The organism is Comamonas brasiliensis (assembly GCF_018292285.1).
Taxonomy (GTDB): Bacteria; Pseudomonadota; Gammaproteobacteria; order Burkholderiales; family Burkholderiaceae_C; genus Comamonas; species Comamonas brasiliensis.
Map to the genome: position 1 here is coordinate 224,718 of NZ_JAANES010000001.1, position 13,749 is coordinate 238,466.

The window sequence follows — 13,749 nt, forward strand, 5'->3', positions numbered from 1 at the left end:
AAATGGGAGCGAATGACGGGCTTGACGGCGTGCAAAAGCCGCTTCTCAATTTCAGTCAGTGGGGTGTAAGACCGAGCCTTGACAGTACACCCACAATTATTTCATTGCTTATGCATCAGGAGACAAAACGATGAGCGCTGCGACATCAACCATCGAATCCGTGCTGGTGGAAAACCGTGTGTTCCCGCCCCCTGCGGATTTCGCCGCCAAGGCCCGCATCTCGGGCATGGCGCAGTACCAGGCCTTGTGCGACGAAGCCGAGCGCGACTATGAAGGCTATTGGGCACGGCTGGCCCGCGAGAACGTGCAGTGGACCAAGCCCTTCACCCAGGTGCTGGACCAGAGCAACCCGCCGTTTTACAAGTGGTTTGCCGACGGCGAGCTCAACGCCAGCGCCAACTGCCTGGACAAACACATGGGCACGCCCGTGGAGAACAAGACAGCCATCATCTTTGAAGCCGACGGCGGAGAAGTCACCAAGGTCACTTACAAAGAGTTGCTCGCCCGCGTGAGCCAGTTCGCCAATGCGCTCAAGGCACGCGGTGTGCAAAAGGGCGATCGCGTGCTGATCTACATGCCCATGACCATCGAGGGCGTGGTGGCCATGCAGGCCTGCGCACGTATCGGCGCCACGCATTCCGTGGTGTTCGGCGGCTTCTCGGCCAAGGCCGTGCAGGAGCGCATTGTGGACGTGGGCGCCAGTCTGGTCGTCACCTCCAACTACCAGATGCGTGGCGGCAAGGAGCTGCCGCTCAAGGCCATCGTCGACGACGCGCTTGCGCTGGGCGGCTGCGAAGCCGTCAAGAGCGTGCTGGTCTACGAGCGCACGGCCACCGCCTGTAATATGGTCGCGGGCCGCGATATCAGCTTCACGGATGCACTGGCTGGCCAGTCCACCGAGTGCGAGGCCGTGCCCGTGGATGCCGAGCACCCGCTCTTCATCCTCTACACCAGCGGCTCCACCGGCAAGCCCAAGGGCGTGCAGCATGCCACCGGCGGCTATGTGCTGTGGGCCAAGCAGACTTTCGAGTGGACTTTCGATGTCAGGGACAGCGATGTCTTCTGGTGCACGGCCGACATCGGCTGGATCACCGGCCACAGCTATGTGGCCTATGGCCCGCTGGCTGCCGGTGCCACGCAGATCGTCTTCGAAGGCGTGCCGACCTTCCCCAATGCGGGCCGCTTCTGGCAGATGATCGAACGTCACCAGTGCAGCATCTTCTACACGGCCCCCACGGCCATCCGCTCGCTGATCAAGGCGGCGGACTCCGACCCCAGCGTCCACCCGAAGAACTGGAATCTGTCCAGCCTGCGTCTGCTGGGCTCGGTGGGCGAGCCCATCAACCCCGAAGCCTGGATGTGGTATCACAAGCATGTGGGCGGCGAGCGTTGCCCCATCGTGGACACCTTCTGGCAGACCGAGAACGGCGGTCACATGATCACGCCGCTGCCCGGTGCCACACCTCTGGTGCCCGGCTCCTGCACCTTGCCTCTGCCCGGCATCACGGCGGCCATCGTCGACGAGGCAGGCAATGAGATCCCCAATGGCGCCGGCGGCATCCTTGTGGTGAAAAAGCCCTGGCCTTCGATGATTCGCACCATCTGGGGTGACCCCGAGCGCTTCAAGAAGAGCTACTTCCCCGACGAGCTCAAGGGCTACTACCTGGCTGGCGACGGCGCCGTGCGCAGCGAAGACCGCGGCTACTTCCGGATCACGGGCCGTATCGACGATGTGCTCAATGTCTCCGGGCACCGCATGGGCACCATGGAAATCGAGTCGGCCCTGGTGGCCAAGACCGATCTGGTGGCCGAGGCCGCCGTGGTCGGCCGTCCCGACGACCTGACCGGGGAAGCCATCTGCGCCTTTGTGGTGCTCAAGCGCGGCAAGCCCACGGGCGAAGAGGCCAGGCAGATCGCGGCCGAGCTGCGCAACTGGGTGGCCAAGGAGATCGGCCCGATTGCCAAGCCCAAGGACATCCGCTTCGGCGACAACCTGCCCAAGACCCGCAGCGGCAAGATCATGCGCCGCCTGCTGCGCTCGCTGGCCAAGGGCGAAGCGATTACCCAGGACACCAGCACCTTGGAAAATCCCGCAATCCTCGAGCAATTGTCGGAGACCAATTGAGCCGGCGAATGCCGCTGATCTGAACGTATCATGACGACAGGGCCGCTGGCAACAGCGGCTTTGTCATTTCTGGCGCTTGCTGACGCAAGCCGATGCGATCTTGGGTTAAAACAAGGCATCTCGGAGTACAAGGAGAAGAGCATGAACTTTCGCACCATCTGCATTGCCATCATCGTGGCCCTGATTGCCGTGTTGGCCGCTTTCAACTGGACGGCGCTGTCCACGCCTGCAACGGTTTCGCTGGGCCTGACCGAAATCCAGGCACCGTTGGGCGTGCTCATGCTGGCGCTGACGATTTTGCTGAGCGTGTTCTTCATCGCCTATGTGCTGTGGATGCAGGGCTCGGTACTGCTGGAGGCGCGCCGCCACGCCAAGGAGATGCAGGCCCAGCGCGATCTGGCCGACAAGGCCGAGGCTTCGCGTTTCACCGAGCTGCGCAGCGTGCTCGAAGCCTTGCATGCCAGGGACAAGGAAGAGGTGATGGCCCGGCTCGACGTGCTGGAGGCACATCTGGTGCAGCGTGCCCAGGAGTCGGACAACAGCACGGCAGCCTATGTGGGGCAGCTGGAGCAGCAGGTGCACCAGATCAATCGCTGACAATGCAGTATTGATAGCTGCAATCGCTTTATCTGCAAGCGATTGAGGCGTATTTGGCATGAAAAAAGCCGCTGCACTGCAGCGGCTTTTGCGTGGGCGCGGGTCGAATTACTTCTTGTCGTTGCCCAGCTGTGGCAGAGCGTTGGCGCTGCTCACGCTCAGCAGGCCGGCTTGCGAGTAGATGGCCAGCTTGGCGCGGGTGTCGATCAGGTCCAGGTTGCGCATGGTCAGCTGGCCGATGCGGTCGATGGGGCTGAAAGGCGCGTCTTCGACCTTTTCCATGGACAGACGCTCGGGAGCGTAGGTCAGGTTGGGCGACTCGGTGTTCAGGATGGAGTAGTCGTTGCCGCGGCGCAGTTCCAGCGTCACGGTGCCGGTCACGGCGCGGGCCACCCAGCGCTGCGAGGATTCGCGCAGCATGATGGCCTGGGGGTCGAACCAGCGGCCCTGGTACAGCAGACGGCCCAGGCGCAGGCCGTTGATGCGGTACTGCTCGATGGTGTCTTCGTTGTGGATGCCGGTCACCAGGCGCTCGTAGGCAATGTGCAGCAGGGCCATGCCGGGGGCTTCGTAGATGCCGCGGCTCTTGGCTTCGATGATGCGGTTCTCGATCTGGTCGCTCATGCCCAGGCCGTGGCGGCCGCCGATGCGGTTCAGCTCCAGGAAGACTTCCACGGCATCGGTGTATTCCTTGCCGTTGATGGCCACGGGGCGGCCTTCTTCGAAGGTGATCGAGACTTCTTCTGCCTTGACTTCGACTTCTGGCTTCCAGAAAGCCACGCCCATGATGGGGTTCACGATGCGGATGCCGGAGTTCAGGAATTCCAGATCCTTGGCTTCGTGGGTGGCGCCCAGCATGTTGGAGTCGGTGGAGTAGGCCTTCTCGGCCGACATCTTGTAGCCGAAACCTTCCTTGGTCATGAAGGCCGACATTTCGGCACGGCCGCCCAGCTCGTCGATGAAGTTGCTGTCCAGCCAGGGCTTGTAGATCTTCAGCGCGGGATTGGTGAGCAGGCCGTAGCGGTAGAAGCGCTCGATGTCGTTGCCCTTGAAGGTCGAACCGTCACCCCAGATGTTGACGTCGTCTTCCTTCATGGCAGCCACCAGCATGGTGCCGGTCACGGCACGGCCCAGGGGCGTGGTGTTGAAGTAGGTGATGCCGCCGGTGGAAATGTGGAAGGCGCCGGACTGGATGGCGGCAATGCCTTCGTTGGCCAGCTGGGGGCGGCAGTCGATCAGACGGGCCTTTTCTGCGCCATATTCCATCGCCTTGCGGGGAATTTCGTCGTAATCGGCTTCGTCGGGCTGGCCCAGGTTGGCCGTGTAGGCGTAGGGCAGGGCACCCTTGTTCTTCATCCAGCGCAGGGCGGCAGAGGTGTCCAGGCCGCCGGAGAAGGCGATGCCGACCTTCTGGCCGACGGGAACATGTTGCAGAATGGTTTCCATGAGATTTCTCTTCAAAGTGATAGCTGCAAGCGCTTGATGGGTAAGCGATTGGGGCTGAAAAGGCTTGAAATTCTCGGGTCTGGCCCGAAGCCGGGCCAGGCGCGGATTACGCGTAGTGGCAGATGTAGTGGTAAGCCTCGGTCACGCGGATGTCGAACTTGGAGTTCGCGGGAATCTGGAAGCTCTCGCCGGCCGAGGACTTCTTCCACTCGTCGCTGCCGTCGAGCTTGTATTCGCAGGAGCCGCCCACGCATTCCATGATTTCTGCAGCTGCGGTGCCAAAGGTCAGCGTTGCAGGCAGCACCACGCCCACCGACTTCTTGGTGCCGTCGGCCAGCGTGAAGCTGTGGCTGACGCACTTGCCGTCAAAGTAAACATTGGCCTTGGTGGTGAGGCTGACGCCTGCGATGGTTTCGGTGGTCATGGAAGAGATACGCTGTGCGTGGTCGAAGATCAAAAGCATTGATTTTAGGCCACGGGATTTGCACCTGCGCGAATGCCCGGCAAAGGCAGGAAAAACAAGAGCCCCTTGAAGGGGCTCCTGGGCGGCCTGCAGGCCGGATCGGCTCGGGTCAGCGGCGCCAGCCGTGGCCGCCATGCCAGCCCGGGCGGTAGCCGGGTCGGTAGTAGTGGCCGGGGCGGGTGGCGTAGTAGGCACCCGCACCAATGGCTGCGCCGATCAGCAGCGGTGCCACATAGTCAGAGGCCGAGTAGGTCGAGCCTACCGAGTAGGTGGGCGCCACGGGCTGAGGGGCGTAATAGCCGCTGTCGTAATTCTGCGGATAGCTGGTGCTGTAGGCGCCCTGGGGAGGCGTCTGGGTGCTGTAGTAGCCGTCGTTGCTGTAGACCGGGTCGTTGGCTACCGGCTGCACATTCAGTGCAATCCATTGGCCGGGCGGGTTGGCGGTCTGCGTGGTGTAGCTGCGACCGTTGTACTCGTAGGTCACGTTGTAGCCCACGGTGCGGTTCTGATAGAAGGTCTGCGTGCTGCACTGGCGCATGTTCTGGTACTGCACCGGGCCGGAGGCTTCGGCCTGATTGCCCAGCATGGCACCGCCGACCACACCTGCGGCCGTGGCCGCTGCACGGCCGCCACCGCCGCCGATGGCATTGCCTATCAGGCCGCCGGCAATGGCTCCGACCACGGCACCTGCACCGGTGGGGCGAGGAGCGACCGCCACCGGCTGGTCGCTGCAGACTTGCTGCGGCACGGCGACCTGCTGGGTGATGGGGGTCGAGGACAGCACGCGGCCACGTTCCTGGGCATAGGCCCCGGTGGCGGCCACGGCGGTCAAAGTCAAAACTGCCAGAGTTTTCATCAACATCTCTCCTGTCTCTGAAGCTTTAACGCATCAGATCACCAAAAAGTTTAGGGGATCTGCGTAAATTCAAGCTCTCGGCCCCGTAAAACTAGGTAAAGCAATGTGTGAATGTGAGCGTTTGCTCAGGCGCTTCGCGTCGTATTCCAGTCATCGGCCTTGAAGCCGACGGTGATTGTCCCATCGGCCCACTCCACTACGGGGCGCTTGATGGTGCTGGCGTGTTCCTGCATCACGGCGGCGGCACTGGCTGCGTCCACGGCACTGTTCCTGCTCGCTTCATCAAGCTTGCGCCAGGTCGTGCCCTGGCGGTTGAGCAGCTTTTCCCAGCCCACGGCCTGCATCCACTGAGGCAGGCGCTCGGCGGGAACGCCTTGCTTCTTGAAATCGTGGAACTGGTAAGTAATACCTTGCTCACTGAGCCAGCTGCGTGCTTTCTTGACGGTGTCGCAGTTAGGGATGCCGTAGACGGTGGTGATCTTGCTCATGGTGTTCGGTATCGGTGAAACGGTTGGAGTCAGATGTAACGCATTTGCCAAGTGCCGGCAGCCATAGGGCCTCTGACAGTGGGCGACAATAGCGCCCAGTATGCACACCATATTTCCCACCTTGGATGCCTGGCTGGCTTATTGCGAGCGCCTGCATCCCCAGAACATCGCCCTGGGTCTGGATCGCGTGCGTGAAGTCGCACAGCGCATGGGCCTGCAATTCGACTGCCCCGTCATCACGGTGGCCGGCACCAATGGCAAGGGCTCGACCTGCGCCATGTTGGAAGCAGTGGCACTGCAGTCCGGCTTTCGCCCCGGTGTCTATACCTCGCCGCATCTGGTTCACTTTGAAGAGCGCTGCCGTGTGGGCGGCGAGATCGTCAAGGCCGAGGAACTGATTCCGCATTTTGAAGCGGTGGAGCAGGCCAGGGTCATGGACGGCAAAGAGGTTGCACTCACTTACTTCGAGTTCACCACGCTGGCGATATTGCGCCTCATGAGCCTGTCCAGGCTGGATGTGGCGATTCTGGAAGTGGGCCTAGGAGGCCGGCTTGATGCCACCAACATCATCGATGCCGACTGCGCCATCATTACCAGCATCGATCTCGATCACATGGAGCTGCTGGGTCCGGACCGCGAAAGCATTGGCCGCGAAAAAGCCGGCATCATGCGCGCCGGTCGTCCCGTCATCGTCAGCGACCCGGTGCCGCCGCAAAGCGTGATCGATCATGCGGCCGAAATCGGTGCCGATCTCTGGCGCTTCGGCAAGGACTTCAATTACGACGGCGACAAGCAGCAATGGGGCTGGGCCGGTCGTGGTCGCCGTTATGCGGGGCTGGCCTATCCGGCGCTGCGTGGCGCCAACCAGCTGATGAATGCCTCCGGCGTGCTGGCAGCCTATGAGGCCATTCGCGGCAAGCTGCCGGTAACGGCACAGGCCGTGCGCACGGGCTTGTCCATGGTGGAGCTGCCTGGTCGCTTCCAGATCGTTCCCGGTCAGCCCACACTGGTGCTGGATGTGGCGCACAACCCGCATTCGGTGGCGGCGCTTACGGCGAATCTCGATGCCATGGGCTACTTCCCGACTACGCATGCCGTATTCGGTGCCATGGCCGACAAGGACTGGGAGCCCATGCTCACCAAGGTGGGGCCGCTGGTCGATCGCTGGTATTTCACCGACCTGCCCACGCCGCGTGCGGACTCCGCGGAAAACCTCAAGGCCAAGCTGCAGCAGTTGCAGGCCCAGGGCGTGATCCGCAAAGATGTGAGCATGCAGACCTTTGCCAATCCCCAGCAGGCCCTGGACGCCGCAGTGGCGGCCACGGAGGCGGCTGATAGAATCGTGGTCTTTGGATCGTTCTTCACCGTGGGCGGAGTGTTGCAAAACGGCACGCCTCGTCTGAACGCCAAACACCTGACTCACTGAGTCAGCGGCCTGCCGCTCCGGCTCTTGTCGGGTGGCAGGCCTCAACAAGTCCTCACTCATGGCATTTTTCAATTTCCGTTGGCCTGGCAAAAAAGACGAAGCCGAGTCCGTGGCCGGAGCCAAGCGCCCCAGTCGCCTGGCCCAGGGCGAAAGCGTGGAAGCCATGCGGCGCCGCGCACGTCATCGCCTCATCGGGGCGGCCGTGCTGGTGCTGATCGGTGTGGTGGGCTTCCCGCTGCTGTTCGATACGCAGCCACGTCCCATCCCGGTCAATATCCCGATTGAAATTCCCGATCAGGCCAATTCGGCCCCCGAGGTCGTGCCTGGCACCCAGGTGGCGAGCCAGACGGTCGCACCGTCAGGGCGTGTTGCTGCCAATGCTTCCCTGGATGACGGCGAAGAAGTGCTTGCGCCCTCGGCCAAGCCTGCCGCCCCTGCGGCTGCCACCATTGCGCCGGCTGCTCCTGTGGTGGGGGCTGCGGTGACAGCGGCAGCCGCTGGCACTGCCGCCGTGGTGGCATCTCAGGTCAAGCCTGAGCCCAAACCAGAAGTCAAACCTCAGCCCAAGCCCGAGGTAAAGCCTGAGCGCAAGCCGGAGCCCAAGCCCGAAAAGCCCAAGGCCGAGGTCAAGCCAGAGGTCAAACCCGAGATCAAGAAGCCGGAAGCCAAACCCGAGCCCAAGCACAAGCCTGAAGCACCCAAGGTGGACGAGGCCGCCCGTGCCCGTGCACTGCTGGAGGGCCGCAGTACCTCGGAAGCTGCTCCGGCCAAGGAGGCTGCAGCGACCAACGAACGCTTCATCGTTCAGATCGGCGCCTTTGCGGAAGTCGGCAAGGCCAATGAAATCAAGGGCAAGCTGGGGGCCGGAGCCTTTACCCAGACCGTGGATACCAAGGATGGCAAGCGCACACGAGTTCGCATGGGGCCTTTCAAGAGCCGCGAGGAAGCCGAGAAGGCTGCGGCCAGGGCCAAGTCCCTGGGCTTGCCCGCATCGGTGTTCAAGGCTTGAGCCCGGTTTTTCGGCAACGGTTTGATTGATGAGCACGCTGGACTGGATGTTTGTGGCCGTTGTGCTGGCCTCCTTGTTGCTAGGAGCCTGGCGTGGTCTGGTCTACGAAGTCCTGTCTCTGCTGGGCTGGGTGGTGGGCTTTGTGGTTGCGCGCAGTTGGGCGCAAGAGGTGGCGGTATGGCTGCCGCTGGACGGCTGGGACATGCAGCTGCGCTATGCGGCAGGCTTTGTGCTGCTGCTGGTGGGATCCATGTTCGCCTGGGGAGTGATCTCCTGGCTGTCCAAGCAGTTGATTGAAGCCGTGGGGCTGAGGCCTGTGGATCGCACCCTGGGCGCCTTGTTTGGCGTCCTGCGCGGGGGGCTGCTGCTGCTGGTGCTAGCACTGGTGATCCAGTACACGCCGCTGCACAAGGCCTTGTGGTGGCAGGACTCGGCCCTGGCGCCCTGGCTGAGCGAGGTGCTGGGCTGGGCGTTGCCGTCACTGCCGCAGGAATGGGGGCAGTATCTGCCCAAGGCTTCCTCTTGAAGCGAAGTTTTTTGCCGCAATTTACCTCAGGGTGGAAAGTGGCTAAGGCGCTTGCTGTAAAACGCAGTGGGTGCCGACGAGAGTTTGGTGTTGGCGTGATCCGCCATGCCGGATATCAAAGCGCAGGCTAGCCAATGGGTGGCGAAGCAGGCGAGTGTGGCGAAGGGCGACTTTCGCGAACAGATGGAACGCAACTATGTGTGGAATCGTTGGTGTGGTGAGCACCACACCCGTGAATCAGCTGATTTATGACGCTTTGCTGCTGCTGCAGCACCGTGGGCAGGATGCAGCCGGCATCGTGACCCAGCAGGAACGCAAGTTCTTCATGCACAAGGCCAAGGGCATGGTGAAGGATGTGTTCCGCACCCGCAATATGCGTGCTCTGCCCGGTGATGTGGGTCTGGGTCAGGTGCGTTATCCCACGGCGGGCAATGCCTCCAGCGAGGAAGAGGCTCAGCCCTTCTACGTGAATGCGCCCTTCGGTATCGTCATGGTGCACAACGGCAATCTCACCAATGCCAAGCAGCTGCGCCGCGAACTGGCGGATACCGATCACCGTCACACCAACACCGAAAGCGACTCCGAAGTCCTGCTCAACGTGCTGGCGCACGAGATCGGGCGTGCCTCCAGCGGCGCTCCGCTGCAGAGCGAGGAAATCTTCAAGGCCGTGCGTGCGGTGCACAAGCGGATCAAGGGCTCCTACGCCGTGATCGCGCTGATCGCCGGCTACGGCCTGCTGGCCTTCCGCGATCCCTTCGGCATTCGTCCGTTGTGCATGGGTCGCGGCAATGATGGCACCATCATGCTGGCCAGCGAGTCCGTGGCGCTGGAGGGTACGACCCATCAGTTCGAGCGCGACATTGCTCCCGGCGAAGCGATCTTCGTGCACAACGACGGTCGCGTCGAAAGCCAGCAATGCGCTGAAAAGACCCAGCTCAATCCCTGCGTGTTCGAGTATGTGTATCTGGCACGTCCCGACTCCACCATGGACGGCATCTCGGTCTATCAGGCGCGCCTGAACATGGGTGAGACACTGGCCAAGCGCGTGATCTCCATGGTTCCCCCCAATGAAATCGATGCGGTGATTCCCATCCCCGAATCGAGCCGCCCCAGCGCCATGCAACTGGCCCAGCTGCTGGGCAAGCCCTATCGCGAAGGTTTTGTGAAAAACCGCTACGTGGGTCGCACCTTCATCATGCCCGGCCAGGGGGCGCGCAAGAAGTCGGTGCGCCAGAAACTCAATGCCATCAGCAGCGAGTTCAAGGGCCGCAATGTGCTGCTGGTCGATGACTCCATCGTGCGCGGCACCACCTCCAAGGAAATCGTGCAGATGGCGCGCGATGCAGGTGCCAACAAGGTGTATCTGGCCTCGGCTGCGCCTCCCGTGCGTCACCCCAACGTGTATGGCATCGACATGCCCACTCGCTCCGAGCTGGTGGCTCACGGCCGTACGGTCGAGGAAATTCGCCAGGTCATCGGCTGCGACGCACTGATCTACCAGGACGTGGAAGCCATGAAGCAGGCCGTGGGCAAGATCAATGCCCAGGTGAGCGGTTTCGAGGCATCGTGTTTCGACGGCATCTACATCACCGGCGATATTTCCGATGAAGAGGTGACGGCGCTCAACGAGGGGCGCAACCGCGGCAGCGAAGAGGAGAGCGAAGACACTTCGCGCCTTTCCCTGCCCAATGCTCAGGAAAGCTGAGCGTTAAAGCGCAGCGAATGACCGAGTCGGAAAGGGTTGCTTAGGCAACCCTTTTCATTCGGGAGGACAATGGCAGAGCCGCGCGGTCGGTGTGCTCTTTAATAGTGAGCGCATGACGTATGTCCATAAAGCGTTTGAGTCTGATTTGACTCGGATTCTTTGGAATATGAGCGAGGCATATTCAAAGACCGGCACGGCGAGTGCCGCCGGTCAAGCTGGTAGAGCAGCATGCGTGCGGGCCTGATTGGCGGCCTGCAGCGGACTCATGACCGGTACCAACCATCTGGATTTGACGATTGTGACCAACAAGACATTACCCGAAGGTTTGCATCCTGAAACTCTGGCCGTGCGCGAAGCGGTCGAGCGCAGCCAGTGGGGCGAGCATTGCGAAGCCCTGTACATGACCAGCAGCTTTGTGCAGCCCGATGCGGCGACCGCAGCGCGCCGCTTTGCCAATGAAGAGCCGGGCTTCACCTATAGCCGCACCGGCAACCCCACGGTCACCAGCTTTGAAAAGCGTCTGGCGGCCATGGAGGGCACGGAATGTGCGGTCGCGACTTCCACCGGCATGTCGGCCATCCTGCTGGTGGCGTTGACGGCGCTCAAGACAGGCGATCACGTGATCTGCTCGCAGTCAATGTTCGGCTCCACCATCAAGCTGCTGGGAACCGAGATGGCACGCTTCGGCGTGGAAACCACGTTTGTCTCGCAGACCGATATCGAAGCCTGGAAGGCGGCCATCAAGCCCAACACGCGCATGCTGTTTGCCGAGACGCCCACCAACCCGTTGACCGATCTCTGCGACATCGCTGCACTGGCCGAGCTGGCACACGCCAACAACGCGCTGCTGGCCGTGGACAACAGCTTCGCGACTCCCGTGCTGCAGCAGCCCGTGAAGTTCGGCGCCGACCTCGTCGTGCATTCGGGCACCAAGTTCCTCGACGGCCAGGGCCGCGTCATGGCCGGTGCGGTTTGCGGCACCATCGCACTGGTGGACAAGGTCATGGGCACCTTCTTGCGCAGCGGTGGTCTGAACATCGCTCCCTACAACGCCTGGACGGTGATGAAGGGCCTGGAAACCCTGGCTTTGCGCGTCAAGGCGCAAAGCGCTGCGGCGCTGGAGTTTGCTGGCTGGCTGGAAGCCCATCCCAAGGTGGCGCGTGTGTACTACCCGGGCCTCAAGAGCCATCCTCAGCACGAGCTGGCCATGCGACAGCAAAACGGCATGGGCGGTGCCGTGCTGGCGTTTGACGTAGTGGGCGAGGGTGCCGAGCAGCTGCGGGCCAATGCCTTCCATGTGGTGGACAGCACGCGTCTGTGCTCGATTACGGCCAACCTCGGTGATGTGAAGACCACCATCACCCATCCCGCCAGCACCTCGCATGGTCGTCTGACCGAGGACCAGCGTCAGGCTGCCGGCGTGGGTCAGGGTCTGATTCGTATTTCCGTGGGCCTTGAGCATCTGGAAGACCTCAAGGTCGACCTGGCTCGCGGACTGGATACGCTGTGAAACACCCCCTGAGTCGCTTCGCGCCTTCCCCCTCCAGGGGAACGATACCTGCGCTGCGAGGCGGCTCTTGCTCGGCATCTCTGATCGAGACCGCGCGCGCCTCAAGCGCCGCAGCCTTGGCGCAGGGAATGCCGTACAAGGATTTCTGATATGACAAACAAAATTCGCACCCGCTTTGCCCCTTCGCCCACGGGCTTCATCCATCTGGGCAATATTCGTTCCGCTCTTTATCCCTGGGCTTTTGCGCGCGCCAATGGCGGCGACTTCGTGCTGCGCATTGAAGACACCGATCTGGAACGTTCCACCCAGGCTTCGGTGGACGTGATCCTGGAAGGCATGGAATGGCTGCAACTGGACCACGACGAAGGTCCGTTCTACCAGATGCAGCGCATGGATCGCTACAAGCAGGTGCTGGCCACGCTGCAGGAAAAGGGCTATGTCTACCCCTGCTATATGAGCATGCAGGAGCTGGACGCGCTGCGTGAAAAGCAGATGGCCGCCAAGGAAAAGCCCCGCTATGACGGTACCTGGCGTCCCGAGGAGGGCAAGGTCCTGCCCGCGATTCCCGAAGGCGTGAAGCCCGTGCTGCGCTTCAAGACTCCGCAAACCGGCGTGGTGGGCTGGGATGACAAGTGCAAGGGCCGTATCGAGTTCCAGAACTCCGAGCTCGACGATCTGGTGATTGCCCGCCCCGACGGCACGCCCACGTACAACTTCTGCGTCTGCGTGGACGACATGGACATGAACATCACCCATGTCATCCGTGGCGACGACCATGTGAACAACACGCCGCGCCAGATCCACATCTTTGAGGCGCTGGGCGCCACCGTGCCGACCTTTGCCCATCTGCCCACCGTGCTCAACGAGCAAGGCGAGAAGATGAGCAAGCGCAACGGCGCCAAGGCCGTGACCCAGTACCGCGATGAGGGCTATCTGCCCGACGCCATGGTGAACTATCTGGCGCGTCTGGGCTGGAGTCACGGCGACGACGAAATCTTCAGCCGCGCCCAGTTCCTGGAGTGGTTCAATCTGGACCACCTGGGCCGCAGCGCCGGTCAGTTTGACGAAGCCAAGCTGCGCTGGGTCAATGCCCAGCATCTGAAGGCCATGGACGACGCCGAACTGGCCCGGTTGGTCAAGCCCTTTGTCGTCAAGGCGGGCGTGGCCGAGAGCCTGATCGATGCCGATGACCGTCTGGTGCGCATTGCTGCCTTGTTCAAGGATCGTTGCGAGACCTTGGTGGATCTGGCCAACTGGGCCAAGGCCTTCTATGTGGACAGCGTGGAGCGCAATGCGGAAGACTACGCCAAGCATGTGACCGAGGCGGCCAACCCCGTGCTGGATGCATTTGCTGCCGTGGTGGAAAACGTGGAATGGACCAAGGAAGCCATTGCGGCTGCGATCAAGGAGCTGCTCAAGGCGCAGGGCGTGAAGATGCCTGTGTTGGCCATGCCTGTGCGTGTTTTGACGGTGGGCACAGCCCATACGCCGTCGGTCGATGCGGTGCTGGAATTGCTTGGACGTGAAAAAGTTATCGCGCGTTTGAAAAATCGCTAAAAACCTGTCTATAATTCGAGTCTCTGCAAAACGCGACTGAT

12 protein-coding genes are annotated in these 13,749 nt (G+C 61.9%); 8 read left to right on the forward strand and 4 right to left on the reverse strand.

The features are described 5' to 3' along the window. Positions 1 to 130 precede the first annotated feature (130 nt). Together acs and DJFAAGMI_RS01040 are read left to right on the forward strand one after the other, a co-directional pair. Positions 131 to 2,125 (forward strand): acetate--CoA ligase, encoded by a 1,995-nt coding sequence (gene acs / locus DJFAAGMI_RS01035; protein ID WP_211455623.1) that lies wholly within the window; start codon positions 131 to 133, stop codon positions 2,123 to 2,125. 141 nt (positions 2,126 to 2,266) lie between these two features. Further along, the gene (locus DJFAAGMI_RS01040; RefSeq protein WP_003057208.1) at positions 2,267 to 2,722 is read left to right on the forward strand and encodes a hypothetical protein; all 456 of its coding nucleotides are present in this window, start codon (positions 2,267 to 2,269) and stop codon (positions 2,720 to 2,722) included. 108 nt (positions 2,723 to 2,830) lie between these two features. Here DJFAAGMI_RS01040 and argG read toward each other — a convergent pair whose 3' ends face one another. The 4 genes from argG to DJFAAGMI_RS01060 all read right to left on the reverse strand — a co-directional run bounded on the left by argG (position 2,831) and on the right by DJFAAGMI_RS01060 (position 5,975). Continuing rightward, a complete protein-coding gene (gene argG / locus DJFAAGMI_RS01045; RefSeq protein WP_003057205.1) occupies positions 2,831 to 4,168 on the reverse strand; it encodes an argininosuccinate synthase in 1,338 nt (445 codons plus the stop codon). A 106-nt stretch (positions 4,169 to 4,274) separates the two neighbouring features. Then, on the reverse strand, positions 4,275 to 4,592 hold the full coding sequence (gene ppnP, locus DJFAAGMI_RS01050) for a pyrimidine/purine nucleoside phosphorylase (RefSeq protein WP_003057202.1): 318 nt from the start codon (positions 4,590 to 4,592) through the stop codon (positions 4,275 to 4,277). A gap of 148 nt (positions 4,593 to 4,740) precedes the next feature. Then, positions 4,741 to 5,487: a glycine zipper 2TM domain-containing protein gene (locus DJFAAGMI_RS01055; protein WP_043005874.1), complete on the reverse strand. Its 747-nt coding sequence runs from the start codon at positions 5,485 to 5,487 to the stop codon at positions 4,741 to 4,743. A 125-nt stretch (positions 5,488 to 5,612) separates the two neighbouring features. Continuing rightward, on the reverse strand, positions 5,613 to 5,975 hold the full coding sequence (locus DJFAAGMI_RS01060; RefSeq protein WP_211455624.1) for an ArsC family reductase: 363 nt from the start codon (positions 5,973 to 5,975) through the stop codon (positions 5,613 to 5,615). Between the two features lie 100 nt (positions 5,976 to 6,075). On the opposite strand from DJFAAGMI_RS01060, the gene folC reads away from it, so the two are divergent. The 6 genes from folC (at position 6,076) to gltX (ending at position 13,708) form a co-directional block, all read left to right on the forward strand. After that, positions 6,076 to 7,401, forward strand: a complete 1,326-nt coding sequence (gene folC, locus DJFAAGMI_RS01065; RefSeq protein WP_211455625.1) for a bifunctional tetrahydrofolate synthase/dihydrofolate synthase — start codon at positions 6,076 to 6,078, stop codon at positions 7,399 to 7,401. Between the two features lie 58 nt (positions 7,402 to 7,459). Next, on the forward strand, positions 7,460 to 8,410 hold the full coding sequence (locus DJFAAGMI_RS01070; RefSeq protein ID WP_211455626.1) for an SPOR domain-containing protein: 951 nt from the start codon (positions 7,460 to 7,462) through the stop codon (positions 8,408 to 8,410). 28 nt (positions 8,411 to 8,438) lie between these two features. Beyond that, positions 8,439 to 8,936 carry a CvpA family protein gene (locus DJFAAGMI_RS01075; protein ID WP_211455627.1) on the forward strand — a complete coding sequence of 166 codons (498 nt, stop codon included), beginning with the start codon at positions 8,439 to 8,441 and terminating at the stop codon, positions 8,934 to 8,936. A gap of 196 nt (positions 8,937 to 9,132) precedes the next feature. Next, positions 9,133 to 10,641 (forward strand): amidophosphoribosyltransferase, encoded by a 1,509-nt coding sequence (gene purF / locus DJFAAGMI_RS01080; protein WP_003061095.1) that lies wholly within the window; start codon positions 9,133 to 9,135, stop codon positions 10,639 to 10,641. Positions 10,642 to 10,939: 298 nt separating this feature from the next. Next, complete coding sequence (locus tag DJFAAGMI_RS01085; RefSeq protein WP_211456680.1) at positions 10,940 to 12,151, forward strand: O-succinylhomoserine sulfhydrylase; 1,212 nt, start codon at positions 10,940 to 10,942, stop codon at positions 12,149 to 12,151. Positions 12,152 to 12,301: 150 nt separating this feature from the next. Beyond that, positions 12,302 to 13,708 (forward strand): glutamate--tRNA ligase, encoded by a 1,407-nt coding sequence (gene gltX, locus DJFAAGMI_RS01090; RefSeq protein WP_211455628.1) that lies wholly within the window; start codon positions 12,302 to 12,304, stop codon positions 13,706 to 13,708. Positions 13,709 to 13,749 lie beyond the last annotated feature (41 nt).

Bases quoted from the DNA above. Each gene is read 5' to 3' on its own strand.
- acs (WP_211455623.1), top strand. From the start codon at position 131: ATGAGCGCTGCGACATCAACCATCGAATCCGTGCTGGTGGAAAACCGT.
- DJFAAGMI_RS01040 (WP_003057208.1), top strand. From the start codon at position 2,267: ATGAACTTTCGCACCATCTGCATTGCCATCATCGTGGCCCTGATTGCC.
- argG (WP_003057205.1), bottom strand. From the start codon at position 4,168: ATGGAAACCATTCTGCAACATGTTCCCGTCGGCCAGAAGGTCGGCATC.
- ppnP (WP_003057202.1), bottom strand. From the start codon at position 4,592: ATGACCACCGAAACCATCGCAGGCGTCAGCCTCACCACCAAGGCCAAT.
- DJFAAGMI_RS01055 (WP_043005874.1), bottom strand. From the start codon at position 5,487: ATGAAAACTCTGGCAGTTTTGACTTTGACCGCCGTGGCCGCCACCGGG.
- DJFAAGMI_RS01060 (WP_211455624.1), bottom strand. From the start codon at position 5,975: ATGAGCAAGATCACCACCGTCTACGGCATCCCTAACTGCGACACCGTC.
- folC (WP_211455625.1), top strand. From the start codon at position 6,076: ATGCACACCATATTTCCCACCTTGGATGCCTGGCTGGCTTATTGCGAG.
- DJFAAGMI_RS01070 (WP_211455626.1), top strand. From the start codon at position 7,460: ATGGCATTTTTCAATTTCCGTTGGCCTGGCAAAAAAGACGAAGCCGAG.
- DJFAAGMI_RS01075 (WP_211455627.1), top strand. From the start codon at position 8,439: ATGAGCACGCTGGACTGGATGTTTGTGGCCGTTGTGCTGGCCTCCTTG.
- purF (WP_003061095.1), top strand. From the start codon at position 9,133: ATGTGTGGAATCGTTGGTGTGGTGAGCACCACACCCGTGAATCAGCTG.
- gltX (WP_211455628.1), top strand. From the start codon at position 12,302: ATGACAAACAAAATTCGCACCCGCTTTGCCCCTTCGCCCACGGGCTTC.